The sequence below is a fragment of the Laedolimicola ammoniilytica genome, from assembly GCF_025567165.1.
Lineage (GTDB): Bacteria > Bacillota > Clostridia > Lachnospirales > Lachnospiraceae > Laedolimicola > Laedolimicola ammoniilytica.
The window spans coordinates 143,320-158,572 of sequence record NZ_JAOQKC010000003.1; the positions used below are offsets into that span (position 1 = coordinate 143,320).

The following is a 15,253-nucleotide window of genomic DNA, read 5'->3' on the forward strand; positions in this document are numbered from 1 at the left end:
TGCAGCTGCTTCCTGTACTGTGGAAGCTCCCGGATACGGAGGTTTCCACAATACAGGAAGTATTCCGCGGCAGAGAAGCCCCGCGGACAGCGGGAGTAAACAAGTGAGGAGAAAAGATATATGGCAGCAATTCTTCGAGTGTATGGAATCATGCTTTTAAAGGGCATGGGACAGACTTTGCTGATGACCCTGTTGACCCTGGTCATCGCGACGATCATTGGTATGATTTTCGGTCTGATGAACGTGGGACACAACCGGGTACTGAATCTGATCGGTACCGTTTATGTGGACGCGATTCGAGGCGTTCCGCTTATCGTACTGGCTTATTTTGTATTCTTCGGTATTCCGGCCGGTATGCAGGGCATGGGAATGAAGGGCTTCCGTCTGAGCGCGCTTCAGGCAGGTACCATCGCTCTTTCCCTAAACTGCGGCGCTTATATGGCGGAGATTATCCGCGCCGGTATCGAGAGTGTGGATCGGGGACAGATGGAGGCTTCCCGGAGTCTGGGACTTTCCTATGGTTCCTCCATGGCGCTGGTCGTAGTACCCCAGGCGGTACGCACCATGATTCCGTCTATCATTAACCAGTTTATCATTACCCTGAAGGATACGTCGATTCTTTCCGTTATTGCGTTCCCGGAGCTGACGCTGATTGGTAAAACCATTTCCGGTAATACCTTAAAGCCGCTGCAGTCCTGGGCCATCGTTGGCGTGATGTATATGATTGTCATCATTACCTTAAGTAAGCTGGCAAAGAGAATCGAGAGGAGGGTAAACCGTGGCAGATAATAAGATTCATGTAACGAACCTGAAAAAGAACTTTGGAAAGCTGGAGGTTCTGAAGGATATCAGTATGGATATCACTGAAGGCGAGGTTGTGGTTCTCCTGGGACCCTCCGGAAGTGGTAAATCCACCTTCCTGCGCTGCCTGAACCAGCTGGAGACGGCGACGGCAGGCCAGATTCTGATAGACGGCTATGACGTGACGGACAAGCACACGGATATCAATAAGGTACGTCAGAACATCGGTATGGTGTTCCAGCATTTTAATCTGTTCAACCATCTGAATGTGATGGACAATATGACGCTGGCTCCGGTCCATTTGAAGGTTATGACCAAGGACGAGGCCCGGAAAAAAGCCATGGAGCTTCTGACCCGCGTAGGCCTGGCAGATAAGGCGGAGGCATTCCCAAGCCAGCTCTCCGGCGGACAGAAGCAGCGTGTGGCTATTGCCCGCGCCCTGGCTATGAAGCCGGATATCATGCTCTTCGACGAGCCTACCTCTGCCCTTGACCCGGAGATGGTTGGCGAGGTACTGGCGGTTATGAAGGAGCTGGCCCGGGAGGGTATGACCATGGTAGTCGTAACCCATGAGATCGGTTTTGCCCGTGAGGTGGCAGACCGGGTAGTCTTCATGGAAGGCGGCTATATCGTAGAGCAGGGAACCCCGGAGGAGGTACTGGCGAATCCGAAGGAGCCCAGAACCATTGATTTCCTGAGCAAGGTGCTGTAATAAAATATAGGAATAGAACAGCCGCAGCTGCAGGTGACGCAGCCGCGGCTGCTTTGGTTTTACTTTGATTGATCTGTTATTTTCCCAAAATCCCCGCCCCGGGGTTATTGACTTCCTTATACAGGAGTGCTAAAATTTAATCATTAAAGGCTGATTTCCAAAGGAAACAGTTACATAACCCAAGGAGGGACATAAGAAATGAGCGTATTAACAGATTTAATCTACGGAGGCTCAAACGCAGTTGCGGGACTGACAGAAGGTGCTGTAAACGACGCGATTGCAAAGTACGGTGAGGACAAGAAGGTGGCAATGCCGGATACGGCGTACTTCCTGCCGACCATCTACGCTGCTACCGGCGTAAAGGTGACAAAGCTTGGCGATCTGCCGGCTTGTGTAGGCGTACTGAAAAGCCTGATCAGCAACAAGGAAGACCTGGGAGAGGCACTGAACGCAGGTCTGGCTACTGCAGTGGGAGCAGAGATCATCGAGGCCCTGAAGTATGTGGATAATGCCGACCCGTATGCAGAGGACAGCGGTATCGGCTTCGTACCGGACCCGGTTATCCGTTCTCTGGGCGTACCCCTTGTAACCGGAGATATTCCCGGCGTAGCAGTTGTACTGGGCAAGGCTGACCATGCAGAAGATGTAGTGACAGTTGTAAAAGATTACCAGAGCAAGGGTATCATGACCTTCCTGATTGGCGACGTCATCGAGCAGTGCGCAGAGGGCGGCGTAAAGATTGGCCTGGATTTCCGTGTAGTTCCGCTGGGACACGATGTGACCGCAGTCATCCATGTCGTAACCGTAGCGATCCGCGCGGCTCTGATCTTCGGTAATGTAACACCGGGCGATCTGCCGGGACTGTTAAAATACACCAAGGAAAGAGTACCTGCATTCGTGAATACCTTCGGCGCTCTGAATGAGGTGGTTGTATCCGCAGGTGCAGGTGCTATCGCGCTGGGCTTCCCGGTAGTCGTAGACGTGGATCTGGGCGAGAATCAGGTTCCGGGCGCGCTGGAGTCTGTTCTGGATCACAGCCTGACCGTGAAGAAGTCCCTGGAGCTGCGTAACATTAAGATTAAAGTAACCGAGCTTCCGATTCCGGTTGCTTTCGCGTCTGCCTTTGAGGGTGAGATTATCCGTAGAGGCGATATGCAGGTAGAGTTCAGTTCCCATAAGGCGCCCACCTGCGAGCTGGTACAGACCTGCAATGCAGATGAGATTGAGGATCACAAGATTACCATTGTCGGCAAGGATCTGGACGAGCTGGAGCAGGGTCAGACCTTCGCGCTGGCTACTTATGTACAGGTGGCGGGAGCAAAGATGCAGCCTGACTTCGAGCCGGTTATCGAGCGTAAGATCCATGCATGGTACAACTATATGGAAGGTGTGATGCACACCGGCCAGAGAAATCAGATCCGTGTTCGTGTAAGCAAGGCTGCTTATGAGGCAGGACTCCGCCTGACCCATTTCGCAGAGGTGCTTTACAATATGATCATGGACGAGTTTGATATCGTCGTAGATAAATGTCAGGTTACCATCGTAACCGATACCGATAAGGTTCAGGAGCTTCTGGATACCGTCGCTATGCCGACCTATGAGAAGCGTGACGAGCGTCTGGAGACCCTGACCGATGAGAGCGTAGATCAGTTCTACACCTGTACTCTGTGCCAGTCCTTCGCGCCGTCACACTGCTGCGTGGTAACTCCGGAGCGTCTGGGACTTTGCGGAGCTGTATCATGGCTGGATGCAAAGGCAACCAAGGAGCTGAATCCCACCGGACCTTGCCAGCCGATTTCCAAGGAAGGCTGCGAGGACGAAGTAAAGGGAATTTACCCGGACGTAAACCGTATGGTAGCTGAGGCAACCCAGGGAGCTCTTGAGAAAGTAACCCTGTACTCCATTATGGAAGACCCGATGACCTCCTGCGGCTGCTTCGAGTGTATCTGCGGTATCGAGCCCTTCTCCAATGGCGTTATCATTGCCAACCGTGAGTACGCAGGCATGACGCCTCTTGGCATGACCTTCGGCGAGCTGGCAAGTATGACAGGCGGCGGAGTTCAGACGCCGGGCTTCATGGGTCATGGACGTCACTTTATCGCCTCCAAGAAGTTCATGAGCGCTGAGGGCGGCTTTGAGCGTATCGTATGGATGCCGAAGGAGCTGAAGGACGACGTAGCCGAGAGACTGAATAAGTCTGCGAAGGAGAAATACGGTATTGATAACTTTACCGATATGATCGCAGACGAGACCGTAGCAACCGATGAGGAAACTCTGATGGCGTTCCTGCAGGAGAAGAATCATCCGGTACTGGGACTTGACCCGATTATGTAGCGAAGCATTAAGCAGTGCTAAGAATAAGAAAAGTGGGATTTGGCTGCTTGCAGGCAATATCCCATTTTTCTTATTCTTAATAGGGCGCAAGCCCGGCAGCGAGGAAATGCATTGCAATTTCGAGCTGGCACTGCGAGAGTCAGTCAATATGATTCAATAAAGAAAGGAGCACCCCCTATGAGCTATTTAGGCGAAGACATCAAAAAACTCGGCTTCGGCCTTATGCGCCTTCCTCAGCTGGAAGACGGCAAGATCGACGTGGAGCAGACCAAGCAGATGGTAGACCTCTTCCTGGAAGCCGGATTCACCTACTTTGACACCGCCTGGGCTTACGCAGGCAGTGAAGACGCCATCCGCCAGGCCCTGGTAGAGCGCTATCCCAGAGACCGATTCACCCTGGCCACCAAAAATGCGGCCTGGATCAACTGCAAGACCCGCGAGGATGCCATTGCCCAGTTTGACACATCCTTAAAGCAGACCGGTGCAAGCTACTTCGACTTCTACCTGCTCCATAATCTGGGAGAGGGCAGGACCCATTACTTTGATGATTTTGATCTCTGGAGCTGGGTACAGGAAAAGAAGGCGGAAGGACTCATCAAGCATGTGGGCTTCTCCTTCCATTCCACACCGGAAGAGCTGGAAGAGATCCTGAACAAACATCCGGAAATGGAGTTCGTACAGCTGCAGATTAACTATGCAGACTGGGAGAACCCGGCTATCCAGTCAAAAGCCTGCTACGAGGTAGCCAGAAAGCACGGTAAGCCCGTAGTCATCATGGAGCCGGTCAAAGGAGGCATGCTGGCAAATCCGCCTGAGACCGTCGCACAGGTACTGAAGGCCGCAGAGCCCGATTCCTCCGTGGCGTCCTGGGCCGTTCGCTTCGCGGCAAACCTGGAAGGCGTTATTACCGTACTGTCCGGTATGAGCAATGTGGAGCAGATGCAGGATAACTTGTCCTATATGAAGGACTTCCACGGCCTCAGTGATGCAGAGAAAGAGACCCTGAAAAGGGCGCAGGATGAGCTGGCCAGGATCCCGCTGATCCCCTGCACCACCTGTAACTACTGCGCGAAGGTCTGCCCCCAGGACATCGGAATTTCCGGCTCCTTCACGGCCATGAACTATCTGACTCTATACAAAGATAAGGACCTGGCCCTGAACCAGGAAGACTGGCTGGTAGGCAGCCATGGCAGAAACCGCGCCGATCAGTGTATCAAGTGCGGCGAGTGCGAGACAGTCTGTCCCCAGCATATTCCGATCCGCGATAATCTGGAGAAGGTAGTGGAAGCACTGCTGTAAATCGTTCAAAACCTTATATAAAACTGCAGAATGACAGGATTTTCGGTAAAAGAGATTCTGCTGGATGCGTAATAGAAGCCTGTTCCCGGAAACTGGAAGATGAAAATCCGGGGGCGGGCTTTCTTTTTTCAGAATCTTCTGATACAATAGGACTAACCTGTCCGGGAGAGGCAGGCGACGGGAAAACTATTTGCAGGAGGAAATCAATGAAATTTAAGAAAATAATATTGTTATTGGGATTAACTGTGGCGCTGACTGTGGCGACGGCATGCGGAAGCAAGGGCACAGACGCAGATACAAACGGCGGGCAGACGACGGATCAGGAGGCGACCATGCCGGATGCGGACACCCCGATCGATGAGGACTTTGGCGTAACCCCGGAAGACGGAGAGAGCGACGATGCACCGGCAGAGGCAGCTGCGCGCATCTACGGCACCATCGAGGACATTTCCGGAAATGATGTTATAGTGGACAATCAGTCTGATATCTCAACCCGTGGAGAAATCATCCTGACGGTGGATCCGCAAAATACCATCCTGGTGGATGCCCAGACCGCCCTGCCCCTGAACGTGTCCGAGGTGGAAAAAGGCAGCTTCGTGGCTTACTTAGGGCCGGCCATGACCCTGTCTCTGCCGCCTCAGTGTACGCCGGAGGTGCTGATTGTTAATCTTCCAGAGGATGGGGACGCGCCGTACTATGCAGTCATTGCAGAAGAACCTATAGTGGGAGACAACAGTTACCTGACCGTGAAGGCCACTGATGGCGCGACCTATGTAATTCCGGACAACGCCAATGTGAAGCCCTTCCGCACCCGCAATATCTTAAGTGTCGAAGATATCCACGCCGGAACCCGTTGCCTGTTCTGGCTGGACGAACAGGATGAAGCCTTCCGCGTGGTCGTTCTGGACGCGGAGTAACTGTTCGGACAAGAGAGGATAAGACGTATGATAAAGGCAGCATTTTTCGATATTGACGGAACACTGATGGATCACAGCATCGGGCAGATCCCGTCAGACGCAAAGAGGGCTTTGGCAGAGTTACAGAGAAACGGCGTGAAAATTTTCACCAGTACCGGACGGCATCTGCTGGAGCTTCAGGAACTGGGCGTGACAGAACTTGCCTTTGACGGGCATGTGCTTCTGAACGGCCAGATTTGCCTGGACAAAGAAGAACAGCTGATAGACGCATGTGCCATTCCTGAGGAGGATATGCAGGGCGCTCTGCGCTGGTTTGAAGAAATGGAGCTGCCGGTGGCTTTCGTGGAGCAGAAACAGATCTATATCAATTTCATCAACGATCGGGTGCGGAAGACCCAGGCGGATATTTCCTCAGAACTGCCAAAACTCGGCCGCTTCGGTGGCAATCCGGTCTATCTGGTCAATGTATTTGCCGATGAGGCGGATGTAAATCGGGTGCTTGTGGATATGCCTCACTGCCGCATGACCCGCTGGAATCCCTACGGTGTGGATATCATCGCCGCGGGTAACAGCAAGGCCAGGGGTATGGAGCGGATGCTTCGTCATTATGGCATCGATCGGGAAGAAATTATTGCCTTCGGCGATGGGGAAAATGATATGGAAATGCTGGAGTATGCCGGTATCGGCGTGGCCATGGGCAACGCCGATCCGGAAGTAAAGGTCATCGCGGACTATGTGACCGACGGGGTGGGAGAGGGCGGCATCGCCCATGCCCTTGCACATTTCGGACTGATTTAAAAAGCAGAAGCAAGATAAAAAATCCCGGACTGTCATGTTTCAGACAGTTCGGGATTTTTGCACATTATGTGGAATGGCAGACCATTGTTTTCTTAAGAAAGGGAACTGGCATCGCCGTTGCTTCCAAAATTTTTTGCAATCTCAAAATCAACCGTCGCGGTATCCAATGGGGAAGCGGAAGTAAGCTCAAAGTATACGTAGCTTCCATCTTGGGTCAGAGCATAACCGGCTGCCGTATAAACGGTTCCGTCTGCCTGTTCATCCTGATAGAAAAGATAGGAGGAGGTGCCCCGGTCAATCAGTTCGCCGATGGTACAGGGGACGGAAGCTTCTTCCATATCTACCACATGCTCAGATACATAATCTGAAAGAACCTCATCGAGAATCCATTTTTCCGATTCTTCCAGAGAAGTATAAGTCAAGGAGACAGTCGGAGTGTTTTCCTCTGCCGGATTTTCAGCTTTTACGGAAATGGGGTTCAGGAAAAGAACCAGGGCCAGCAGTCCGGCCAGAATACAAAGGGAAAATTTTTTCATAGGCTCACCTCATTTACGATATGTGTTCTCTTTCATATGTAGTATTTTAACAAAAAAATATTACAAAATTATGATAAAATATTTAGAATATCGTTATAAATTCTGAAGATTTCTTGAATAATTCTGATAAATACACATATTTCCACATAATTCGATGGAAGCGGACAAAAAGAAAGAACAAACAAAATAGTTTTAGATACTTGCTGTCTTGTCACCTGTATGGTATGATGTAAAGGCTTTATGTACAGAACAGTTACAGGAAAGAAAAGAGGAGTAAGAAAATGGAAAATGTAAAAGCTTTTCTGAAAAAGAAAAATGTGGAAATCAGCGTGAAACGCTATCTGGTAGACGCACTGGGAGCCATGGCACAGGGACTGTTTGCCAGCCTCCTGATTGGCACCATCGTGAGCACTCTGGGCAAGCAGCTGGGAATCGAATATCTGACCGAACTGGGCGGTTACGCCAGCGCGGTAGCCGGACCGGCCATGGCGGTCAGTATCGGTTGGGCTCTCCAGTGTCCGCCCCTGGCACTCTTTAGCTTAGTGGCAGTCGGCAACGCAGCCAATGTGCTGGGCGGCGCAGGAGGTCCCCTGGCCGTCCTGGTCATCACCGTTATCGCGGCAGAGTGTGGTAAGCTGGTCAGCAAGGAGACAAAGATCGATATCCTGGTAACGCCAGGTGTAACCATCTTCGTGGGCGTCGGTCTGGCAGAGCTGATTGCGCCGGGTATCGGTGCGGCGGCTTCGAGCGTAGGCCAGCTGATTATGTGGGCGACGGAACTGCAGCCGCTGCTGATGGGTATGATCGTATCCGTACTGGTAGGTATGGCGCTGACTCTGCCCATCTCCAGCGCAGCCATCTGTGCGGCCCTGGGGCTTACCGGTCTCGCAGGCGGTGCGGCGGTAGCTGGCTGCTGTGCCCAGATGGTGGGTTTTGCGGTCATGAGTTATAAGGAAAATGGCGTGGGCGGCCTGGTAAGCCAGGGCATCGGTACCAGTATGCTGCAGATGGGCAATATCGTGAAGAATCCCCGCATCTGGATTGCGCCGACCCTGGCCAGCGCTATTACCGGCCCCATTGCCACCTGCGTCTTCCACATGACCATGAACGGAACGCCCGTATCCAGCGGTATGGGAACCTGTGGCCTGGTAGGACAGATCGGCGTGTATACCGGATGGATGAGTGAGATCGAGGCAGGCACCCGGGCTGCCATCACCGGCTTTGACTGGGCGGGCCTGATTCTGATCTGCTTCGTACTTCCGGCAGTCTTAAGTACCGTTTTCTGTGAAATTGAGCGGAAAATGGGCTGGATCAAGGACGGCGATCTGAAGCTGGACTAAGATTTACAATAGGAAATTCCGCCTCCTGACAGAAAGCGGGAAAATCCGCAAGTTACATTGGACTAAGTGATAAGAGTATGTTATACTCTTGTCAAAGGGATTTTTTTGTTCAAGAGGGAAAAAATCAGGAGGATAAAAAATGGCAAATGTAGTATTCCAGTTTGAAAACGGCGAAAAAGTGACGGTTTCAACTATGACAGGAGAGAACCTGCTGGAGACGGCGCGAAAGTCCAATGTGGTCATCGACGCGCCCTGCTCCGGTAACGGCTCCTGCGGAAAGTGTCGCGTGAAGCTGCTGGGAGGCGAGCTGGATTCCAAGAAGACCCGCCATATCAATGAGGAAGAGTGGGCGGAAGGCTGGCGTCTGGCCTGTTGCAGTACGGTAGCTGGCGATGTGCAGGTCATGGTGCCGGATATCGCGTCTGCGTATCGCAGCCGCATGAAGGTGGCAGATTTAAGCTCCCCTCAGGAGATCAAGATTTTTGACGATTGTATGGAGCATCTGGCAGAGGCTGATCTGACCCTGGGCAATAATATCCGTATCATCGATCTGAAGATGGATGTACCGACCCTGGATGATACCATGCCGGACAATGAGCGGCTTACAAGAGCCCTGCAGGCAGCGACCGGAATTGAGAAGATCGAGCTTCCGTTCTCAACTCTGATGGAGCTTCCGGACGTGCTGCGGGCCAGTGATTTCGAGGTACAGTGCGTCATTGCCCAGAATAAGGAGCACGTGTTCGTATATGATGTCTTCGAGAAATCAGCCAACGTAGTGGCAGCAGGACTGGCTATCGATATCGGTACCACTACCGTATCCGCAGTTATGGTTGATATGCTGACCGGCAGGATTCTGGCCAAGGCATCCTCCGGTAACGGACAGATCCGGTACGGTGCAGACGTGATTAACCGTATCATCGAGTCCCAGAAGCCGGGCGGACACAAGAAGCTGCAGGACGCGATCATCGACGAGACCCTGAACCCGATGATTCAGCAGATGAGCCGGGCGGCAGGCTTAAGTTCCCGTCAGATTTACCGGCTGTCCGTGGGAGGCAACTCCACCATGAACCATCTGCTGTTGGGTATCAACGCAGATCCATTGCGTATGGAGCCCTATATTCCGGCCTTTTATAAGACCAATTCCATCTATGCGTCTGACATCCGCCTGAACGTGCATCCGGACGCCCATGTGATCATCGCGCCGAATATCGGCAGCTATGTGGGCGGCGATATTACTGCCGGCACTTTGGTCAGCATGATCTGGAACCAGCCCCATTTCTCCCTGTTCATCGACCTGGGAACCAACGGTGAGCTGGTATTCGGTAACTCCGACTTCATGATGAGCTGTGCATGTTCCGCAGGACCAGCCTTCGAGGGCGGCGATATCAGCTGTGGTATGCGTGCGACCGACGGCGCGATTGAGGCATGTAAGATCGATAAGGAGACCATGGAGCCTACTTTTGATATTATCGGCGATCCGGGACAGAAGCCCATCGGCCTCTGCGGTTCCGGTATCATCGACGTGATTGCGGAGCTGTTCCGCTGCGGCATCATCAGCCCCAAGGGCAAATTTGTCCGGGAAGGCAAGCGCGTGAAGCATGATCATTATGGCATGGGCAGCTATGTCCTGGCCTTCGAGGAGGAGGCTGCTGGCAGCAAGGACGTGGAGATCACAGAGGTGGATATCGATAACTTCATCCGTGCCAAGGGTGCGATTTTTTCAGCGATCCGTACCATGCTGAAGAGCCTGGACTTCGACATCAGCATGATCGAGGAGGTCTACGTAGCAGGTGGCATCGGAAGCGGTATCAATATGCAGAATGCCGTGAATATCGGTATGTTTCCGGATATTCCGATTGAGTACTATCATTACATCGGTAACTCCTCCCTGTGCGGCGCATACGCCATGCTGCTGTCCACCAAGGCGGAGAAGAAGGTCTATGAGCTGGCTCAGAACATGACCTATCTGGAGCTTTCCACCGAGCCGGGCTACATGGATGAGTTTGTGGCCTGCTGCTTCCTGCCCCATACGGACAGCTCCCTGTTCCCGACGGTGATGGGACAGTTATAAAGACGGAATTATTACGAGAAAGAGAGACTTAACAACTATGGAATTTCCTTACGAAAAGGACAATAAAGAGAGAATCCCCTTCGAGCACTATCTGAGTGAGTATCAGAAAATCGACCCAAAGGAGGCAGCTGAGCGCTGCGGCGTGGAATACGATGAGGAGAAGCAGCAGTTTCATGTACGCCTGATGGGATATCCTTATCTGGTGGATTATCCGGAGTTCGCGGTGCATAAAGCGAACGAGGAGGAAGAGGGCGTGTTCCTGCTTCTGGATACGGTGGCGGCGAAAATCAGTGTGCTTCGATTCCTGATTTCCGGCCAGCTGGTCAAGAGCAGCGGCAAATACCTGACCTACCGGGAGGTTCCCTGGGGGGAAGTATACTTCCGGCAGTTTGAGGGCAGATGCCTGACGAGACTTAAATTCGCATTCGGCTTCAAGCTGGATAAGTTCTGCGCAGCCATGGAGCAGCTTGGCGCAAAGAAGCTGACCCTGGGCGACGCTTCCTACGAGTTTGAGTATATCAACGGCCTGCATGTGCGCTTTATTCTCTGGACCGGCGACGACGAGTTCCCGCCTGCGTCCCAGATCCTTTTCGAGGATAATTTCCCCTACGCTTACCAGGCGGAGGATCTGGCGGTGGTGGGAGATATCTCCATCACGACCTTGAAGATTCTGGCCGGGAAATAAGCGGAAATCGGGATAAAGGATATTGGAAATAAATGGAACAGAATAAGAAAAAAGCGATCCTGGTGGTCAGCTTCGGTACCAGCTTTCATGAGACCCGGGAAAAGACCATCGATCGCATCGAGGCAGATCTGGCGGCAGCCTGCCCGGAGTACACCCTGTACCGGGCCTGGACCAGCAAGATGATCATTACGAAACTGAAAAAGCGGGACAGCATCGTGGTTCCCACTGTATCAGAAGCCGTGGATCAGATGATCGCGGACGGCGTACAGGAGCTGATTGTGCAGCCCACCCATATTATCAACGGTATTGAGAATGATCTGATGAAGGAGGATGTACTGGCGAAGCAGGACGCCTTCGAGAAAATCGCGTTTGGCGATCCGCTGCTGACCACCACCGAGGACAATGCGGCAGTGCTGCAGGCGGTGATGTCAGAGTTCCCGGCAGTTGGCGAGGACGAGACGCTGGTATTTATGGGACACGGAACCACCCACTATGCCAATACGGTTTACGCGGCCCTGGACTATACCTTCAAGGATCTGGGCTATCCCAGAAGCTTTCTGGGAACGGTGGAGGCTTATCCTTCCATGGAATCCCTGAAAAAGCAGCTGCGGGCGCTGGCACCGAAGAAGGTGACGTTGGCTCCCTTTATGGTGGTAGCCGGCGATCACGCGAACAACGATATGGCCGGCGAGGACGAGGATTCCTGGAAGAGCCAGTTTGAGGCAGAGGGTTACCAGGTATCCTGCGTGCTGAAGGGACTGGGCGAGTACCCCAGTGTGCGGAAAATCTATGTGGCGCATACAGAGGCGGCGAGAAAGAGTTTGGAAGAGCAGGCGTAGTCATTTGCGTATTGTAGGCAGACAGGCAGCAACACCGTCCAATATAAAATAAATAGGGTAAAACGGAGATACCGTATCAACAGCAAGTTCTGTTGATACGGTATTTTTTTGTGTAACAGGAAATTCCTATGGAATTCCCTGTTACATAAAAAATATTATCGCACTGCGGCGGAATGGAATGATGTCGCAAAATCGGAGAATCTGACGAACGATTTCAAAAGCGATTTGTAATAATATGGAAAAAAACAACATAGAATGGAAAGTAGTAACAGAAAGGAGGGGGAGAGAGGGCAATAGACAGCTTGCAGTGAAAAAAGGAGAATGAGAGAATTGAGGAGAAAAGCAAAAAGAATTTGGGCGTTCCTGCTTGTGCTTCTGCTGCTTTTTTCAGTGGCCGGAGGAAGCAGCTTCCCGGTGTTGGCAGAGACGGAAGGTGCAAAGAGCGTTTCTGTGGAGGGCGGGGAGGCGAAAGAGACAGAGAAAGCCGAAAAACAGGCCGAGGAGGCGAAAGAGGCAGAGAAAGCCGAAAAACAGGACAGGCAGGAGGAAGAACAGCAGAAAGATACGGAGCAGGTGGAACCGGGACAGACGAGTCACAATGAGGGAGAAGAGACCGGGGCAGAACAGGGAATGGACGCGAAGAACCCCCAGGAAGACGATGAAAATGCCAGTCCGGATGAAAATACAGGAAACACAGAAAATGGAGAAGCCGGAACGGAGGAAGAGCCGAAGGTGACCGATCCGGAGCAGCAGCCCACAGATTCCGCAGCAGATCCGAGAGCGGACGCGGCGAATGCAGAAAAACCGGCGGAAAATGAAACAGAGACAGAGAAACAGACCGGGGAAGTCCTTCCAGAGGAAGAGAGTGTTCCGGAGGAGATCCTTCCGGCTGAGCCGGTGGTGCTGGATCTGGCGGCTGTGGAACCGGAAGCCCCATCGCTGGCTCATCGGAAATATGCGGATCGGAGGGCGGATGGAACCTATGATCTGACTCTGGAATTTACAGGAAAGGTGGATACCGACAGTCAGGATCGGAAGCTGGATGTACTTTTGATTGTGGACGAGTCAGGGTCCATGACCTATTCCATGGGAGGAGATAAAGAAACAAACTATACAAACAGCCGTTGGTATAATGCCAAGCTGGCTATTCAGCAGCTGATCGACACTCTGGAGAAAAATGATGGGCTGGATGTGCATTACAGTATTGTGACTTACAGTGGAAGTGAGAATGACGGAACCTGGAATGATGCACAGACGCGTGTGGACTGGAGCCCGGCAGCGGAATTTTCCATAAGCGGGAATCTGACAAATCCGCAGGAACGATACAGTGCAGGGGACGGCAGGCTGGATTATAAGCCGTCCGGCGGTACCAATTATCAGGCGGGGCTTCGTAAGGGAGCAGAGCAGCTGAAAAGTAAAAGTGCCCGTTTGGATGCAGAAAAGGTGATTCTGTTCCTGTCCGATGGAAAACCTACGTTTTATTATGATAAGAACGGAGAAACGGCAGGATCCGGAGACGAGGACGCAGATGAGGATTGGTGGGGAAATAAGTATAACTGGGGCAGCTGTTCCAGCGCCGCCTACGCCCAGGCCGATAAAATGACCGGCATCCATTATTTCTACGCCATCGGCATCGGAAGAGACGAAAATGCTATCAATCCGGACACTTTAAAAGAGTTAAGTGTACGGATTGGGGAGAAGAATGCGGGCTGTAAAGTCACAGAGAATAACGTGCCATATCTCTGCGGCAGTCTGGAAGAGCTGAAAAAAGCATTTTCGGAAATGGCTGGTGAGATTACAAGGCTTTCTTGTAAGAATGTGACTGTTACCGATACCCTCAGTGAAAATGTAGAGCTGTTGAATAAAGACGGAAAGCCCCTGACCAATGCGTCAGAGCTTGTATACACACTCTCAGCGGTGAATGCAGAAGGCGGCGAAGAGAGCATACCGGAGGGAACGACAGTCGTTTATGATCCGGCGACCCGTGGGCTTCGGCTGAAGTTCCCGGAGGGCTACGAACTGGGCGATGGCTGGACCTATCAAATCACAGTTCACATCGCGCCGTCGGAGCTGGCCTACAAGAAGTATTTTGAAGCAGACGAGACTTATCCGGATAGAGCAGATCACGATACAGGAACCCATGCGGACGGCTGGGGCTTTTATTCCAATGTGGAAGACAGCGCAAAATTGATTTACACCTGGAATGATACGGTTCCGAGGGAAGAGGAGTTCCCGATGCCCGTAGTGAAGCTGGACGGCGTGGATATCCCGGTACCCACAGGCCTCGGCTTCAGCGGACAGCTGGGAAGCGGCGTATGGGCAGCGCTGCTTGGCACGGCGACTATGGCGGCTCTGGCATATCTGGCATACAGGAGACGGCGATACGATGGAACGCGATAAGGCTGAAGTAAAATATTTTCTGATCCGGCTGGGCGTGATGATGGTAGTCTTCTGGCTGCTGTTCGGCGTGGTTTTCGGCGTCACAGCCATGAAAGACAATTCCATGAGCCCGAAGCTGGAGGCAGGCGATCTGGTGCTGTACTATCGGCTTGGGAAAAAGCCGAAGGATCGCTCAGTGATCGTATTTCGCAGGGACGGCAGACAGTATATCGGCCGTGTCGTAGCCCGCGGCGGCGATACCGTGGAGGTGGCCGGCGAGGATGGACTTTACATCAATGGAACCCAGATTCTGGAAACCGACATTTATTACCGGACTCCGATATATGATGGAAAGGTAGACTACCCGGTGACGCTTCAGGAGGATGAGGTCTTTGTACTCTGCGATTACCGGGAGGGAGCCAAAGACAGCCGCTATTTCGGGCCGGTGAAGCACTCTGAGATAAAGGGAACCGTGATCACGGCGGTTCGCAGATCAGAATTATGAGAACTATAAAATGAGACAGGAAAGAGAGAGGAAACGA

13 protein-coding genes are annotated in these 15,253 nt (G+C 52.4%); 12 read left to right on the forward strand and 1 reads right to left on the reverse strand.

All coding sequences use genetic code 11. From position 1 onward, the window contains the following. The first annotated feature begins 120 nt into the window (after positions 1-120). The 6 genes from OCV63_RS03230 (at position 121) to OCV63_RS03255 (ending at position 6,861) form a co-directional block, all read left to right on the forward strand. Positions 121-789, forward strand: a complete 669-nt coding sequence (locus OCV63_RS03230) for an amino acid ABC transporter permease (protein WP_158361990.1) — start codon at positions 121-123, stop codon at positions 787-789. Continuing rightward, entirely contained in the window at positions 779-1,513 is a 735-nt protein-coding gene (locus OCV63_RS03235; RefSeq protein ID WP_158361991.1) for an amino acid ABC transporter ATP-binding protein, read from the forward strand. Before OCV63_RS03230 ends, OCV63_RS03235 begins: the two co-directional genes overlap by 11 nt. Positions 1,514-1,711: 198 nt before the next feature. Then, the gene (gene acsB, locus OCV63_RS03240; protein ID WP_158361992.1) at positions 1,712-3,847 is read left to right on the forward strand and encodes an acetyl-CoA decarbonylase/synthase complex subunit alpha/beta; all 2,136 of its coding nucleotides are present in this window, start codon (positions 1,712-1,714) and stop codon (positions 3,845-3,847) included. A 177-nt stretch (positions 3,848-4,024) separates the two neighbouring features. Further along, the gene (locus OCV63_RS03245; protein WP_158361993.1) at positions 4,025-5,146 is read left to right on the forward strand and encodes an aldo/keto reductase; all 1,122 of its coding nucleotides are present in this window, start codon (positions 4,025-4,027) and stop codon (positions 5,144-5,146) included. A 206-nt stretch (positions 5,147-5,352) separates the two neighbouring features. Then, entirely contained in the window at positions 5,353-6,063 is a 711-nt protein-coding gene (locus OCV63_RS03250) for a hypothetical protein (protein WP_158361994.1), read from the forward strand. A 27-nt stretch (positions 6,064-6,090) separates the two neighbouring features. Further along, complete coding sequence (locus tag OCV63_RS03255) at positions 6,091-6,861, forward strand: Cof-type HAD-IIB family hydrolase (RefSeq protein ID WP_158361995.1); 771 nt, start codon at positions 6,091-6,093, stop codon at positions 6,859-6,861. Positions 6,862-6,953: 92 nt separating this feature from the next. Here OCV63_RS03255 and OCV63_RS03260 read toward each other — a convergent pair whose 3' ends face one another. Further along, positions 6,954-7,397: a hypothetical protein gene (locus tag OCV63_RS03260; protein ID WP_158361996.1), complete on the reverse strand. Its 444-nt coding sequence runs from the start codon at positions 7,395-7,397 to the stop codon at positions 6,954-6,956. A 281-nt stretch (positions 7,398-7,678) separates the two neighbouring features. Between OCV63_RS03260 and OCV63_RS03265 the strand changes: the two genes are divergently transcribed. The 6 genes from OCV63_RS03265 (at position 7,679) to lepB (ending at position 15,216) form a co-directional block, all read left to right on the forward strand. Beyond that, positions 7,679-8,737, forward strand: a complete 1,059-nt coding sequence (locus OCV63_RS03265; protein WP_158361997.1) for a PTS sugar transporter subunit IIC — start codon at positions 7,679-7,681, stop codon at positions 8,735-8,737. A 139-nt stretch (positions 8,738-8,876) separates the two neighbouring features. Next, positions 8,877-10,808: a corrinoid activation/regeneration protein AcsV gene (acsV, locus tag OCV63_RS03270; RefSeq protein ID WP_158361998.1), complete on the forward strand. Its 1,932-nt coding sequence runs from the start codon at positions 8,877-8,879 to the stop codon at positions 10,806-10,808. A 37-nt stretch (positions 10,809-10,845) separates the two neighbouring features. Then, positions 10,846-11,493: a DUF3786 domain-containing protein gene (locus OCV63_RS03275; RefSeq protein ID WP_158361999.1), complete on the forward strand. Its 648-nt coding sequence runs from the start codon at positions 10,846-10,848 to the stop codon at positions 11,491-11,493. A 32-nt stretch (positions 11,494-11,525) separates the two neighbouring features. Beyond that, positions 11,526-12,332 carry a sirohydrochlorin cobaltochelatase gene (locus OCV63_RS03280; RefSeq protein WP_158362000.1) on the forward strand — a complete coding sequence of 269 codons (807 nt, stop codon included), beginning with the start codon at positions 11,526-11,528 and terminating at the stop codon, positions 12,330-12,332. A 330-nt stretch (positions 12,333-12,662) separates the two neighbouring features. Continuing rightward, entirely contained in the window at positions 12,663-14,732 is a 2,070-nt protein-coding gene (locus OCV63_RS03285) for a DUF7604 domain-containing protein (protein ID WP_262670622.1), read from the forward strand. Beyond that, positions 14,719-15,216, forward strand: coding sequence for a signal peptidase I (gene lepB, locus OCV63_RS03290; RefSeq protein ID WP_158362002.1), 498 nt, complete (start codon positions 14,719-14,721; stop codon positions 15,214-15,216). Before OCV63_RS03285 ends, lepB begins: the two co-directional genes overlap by 14 nt. The last annotated feature ends 37 nt before the right edge of the window (positions 15,217-15,253 follow it).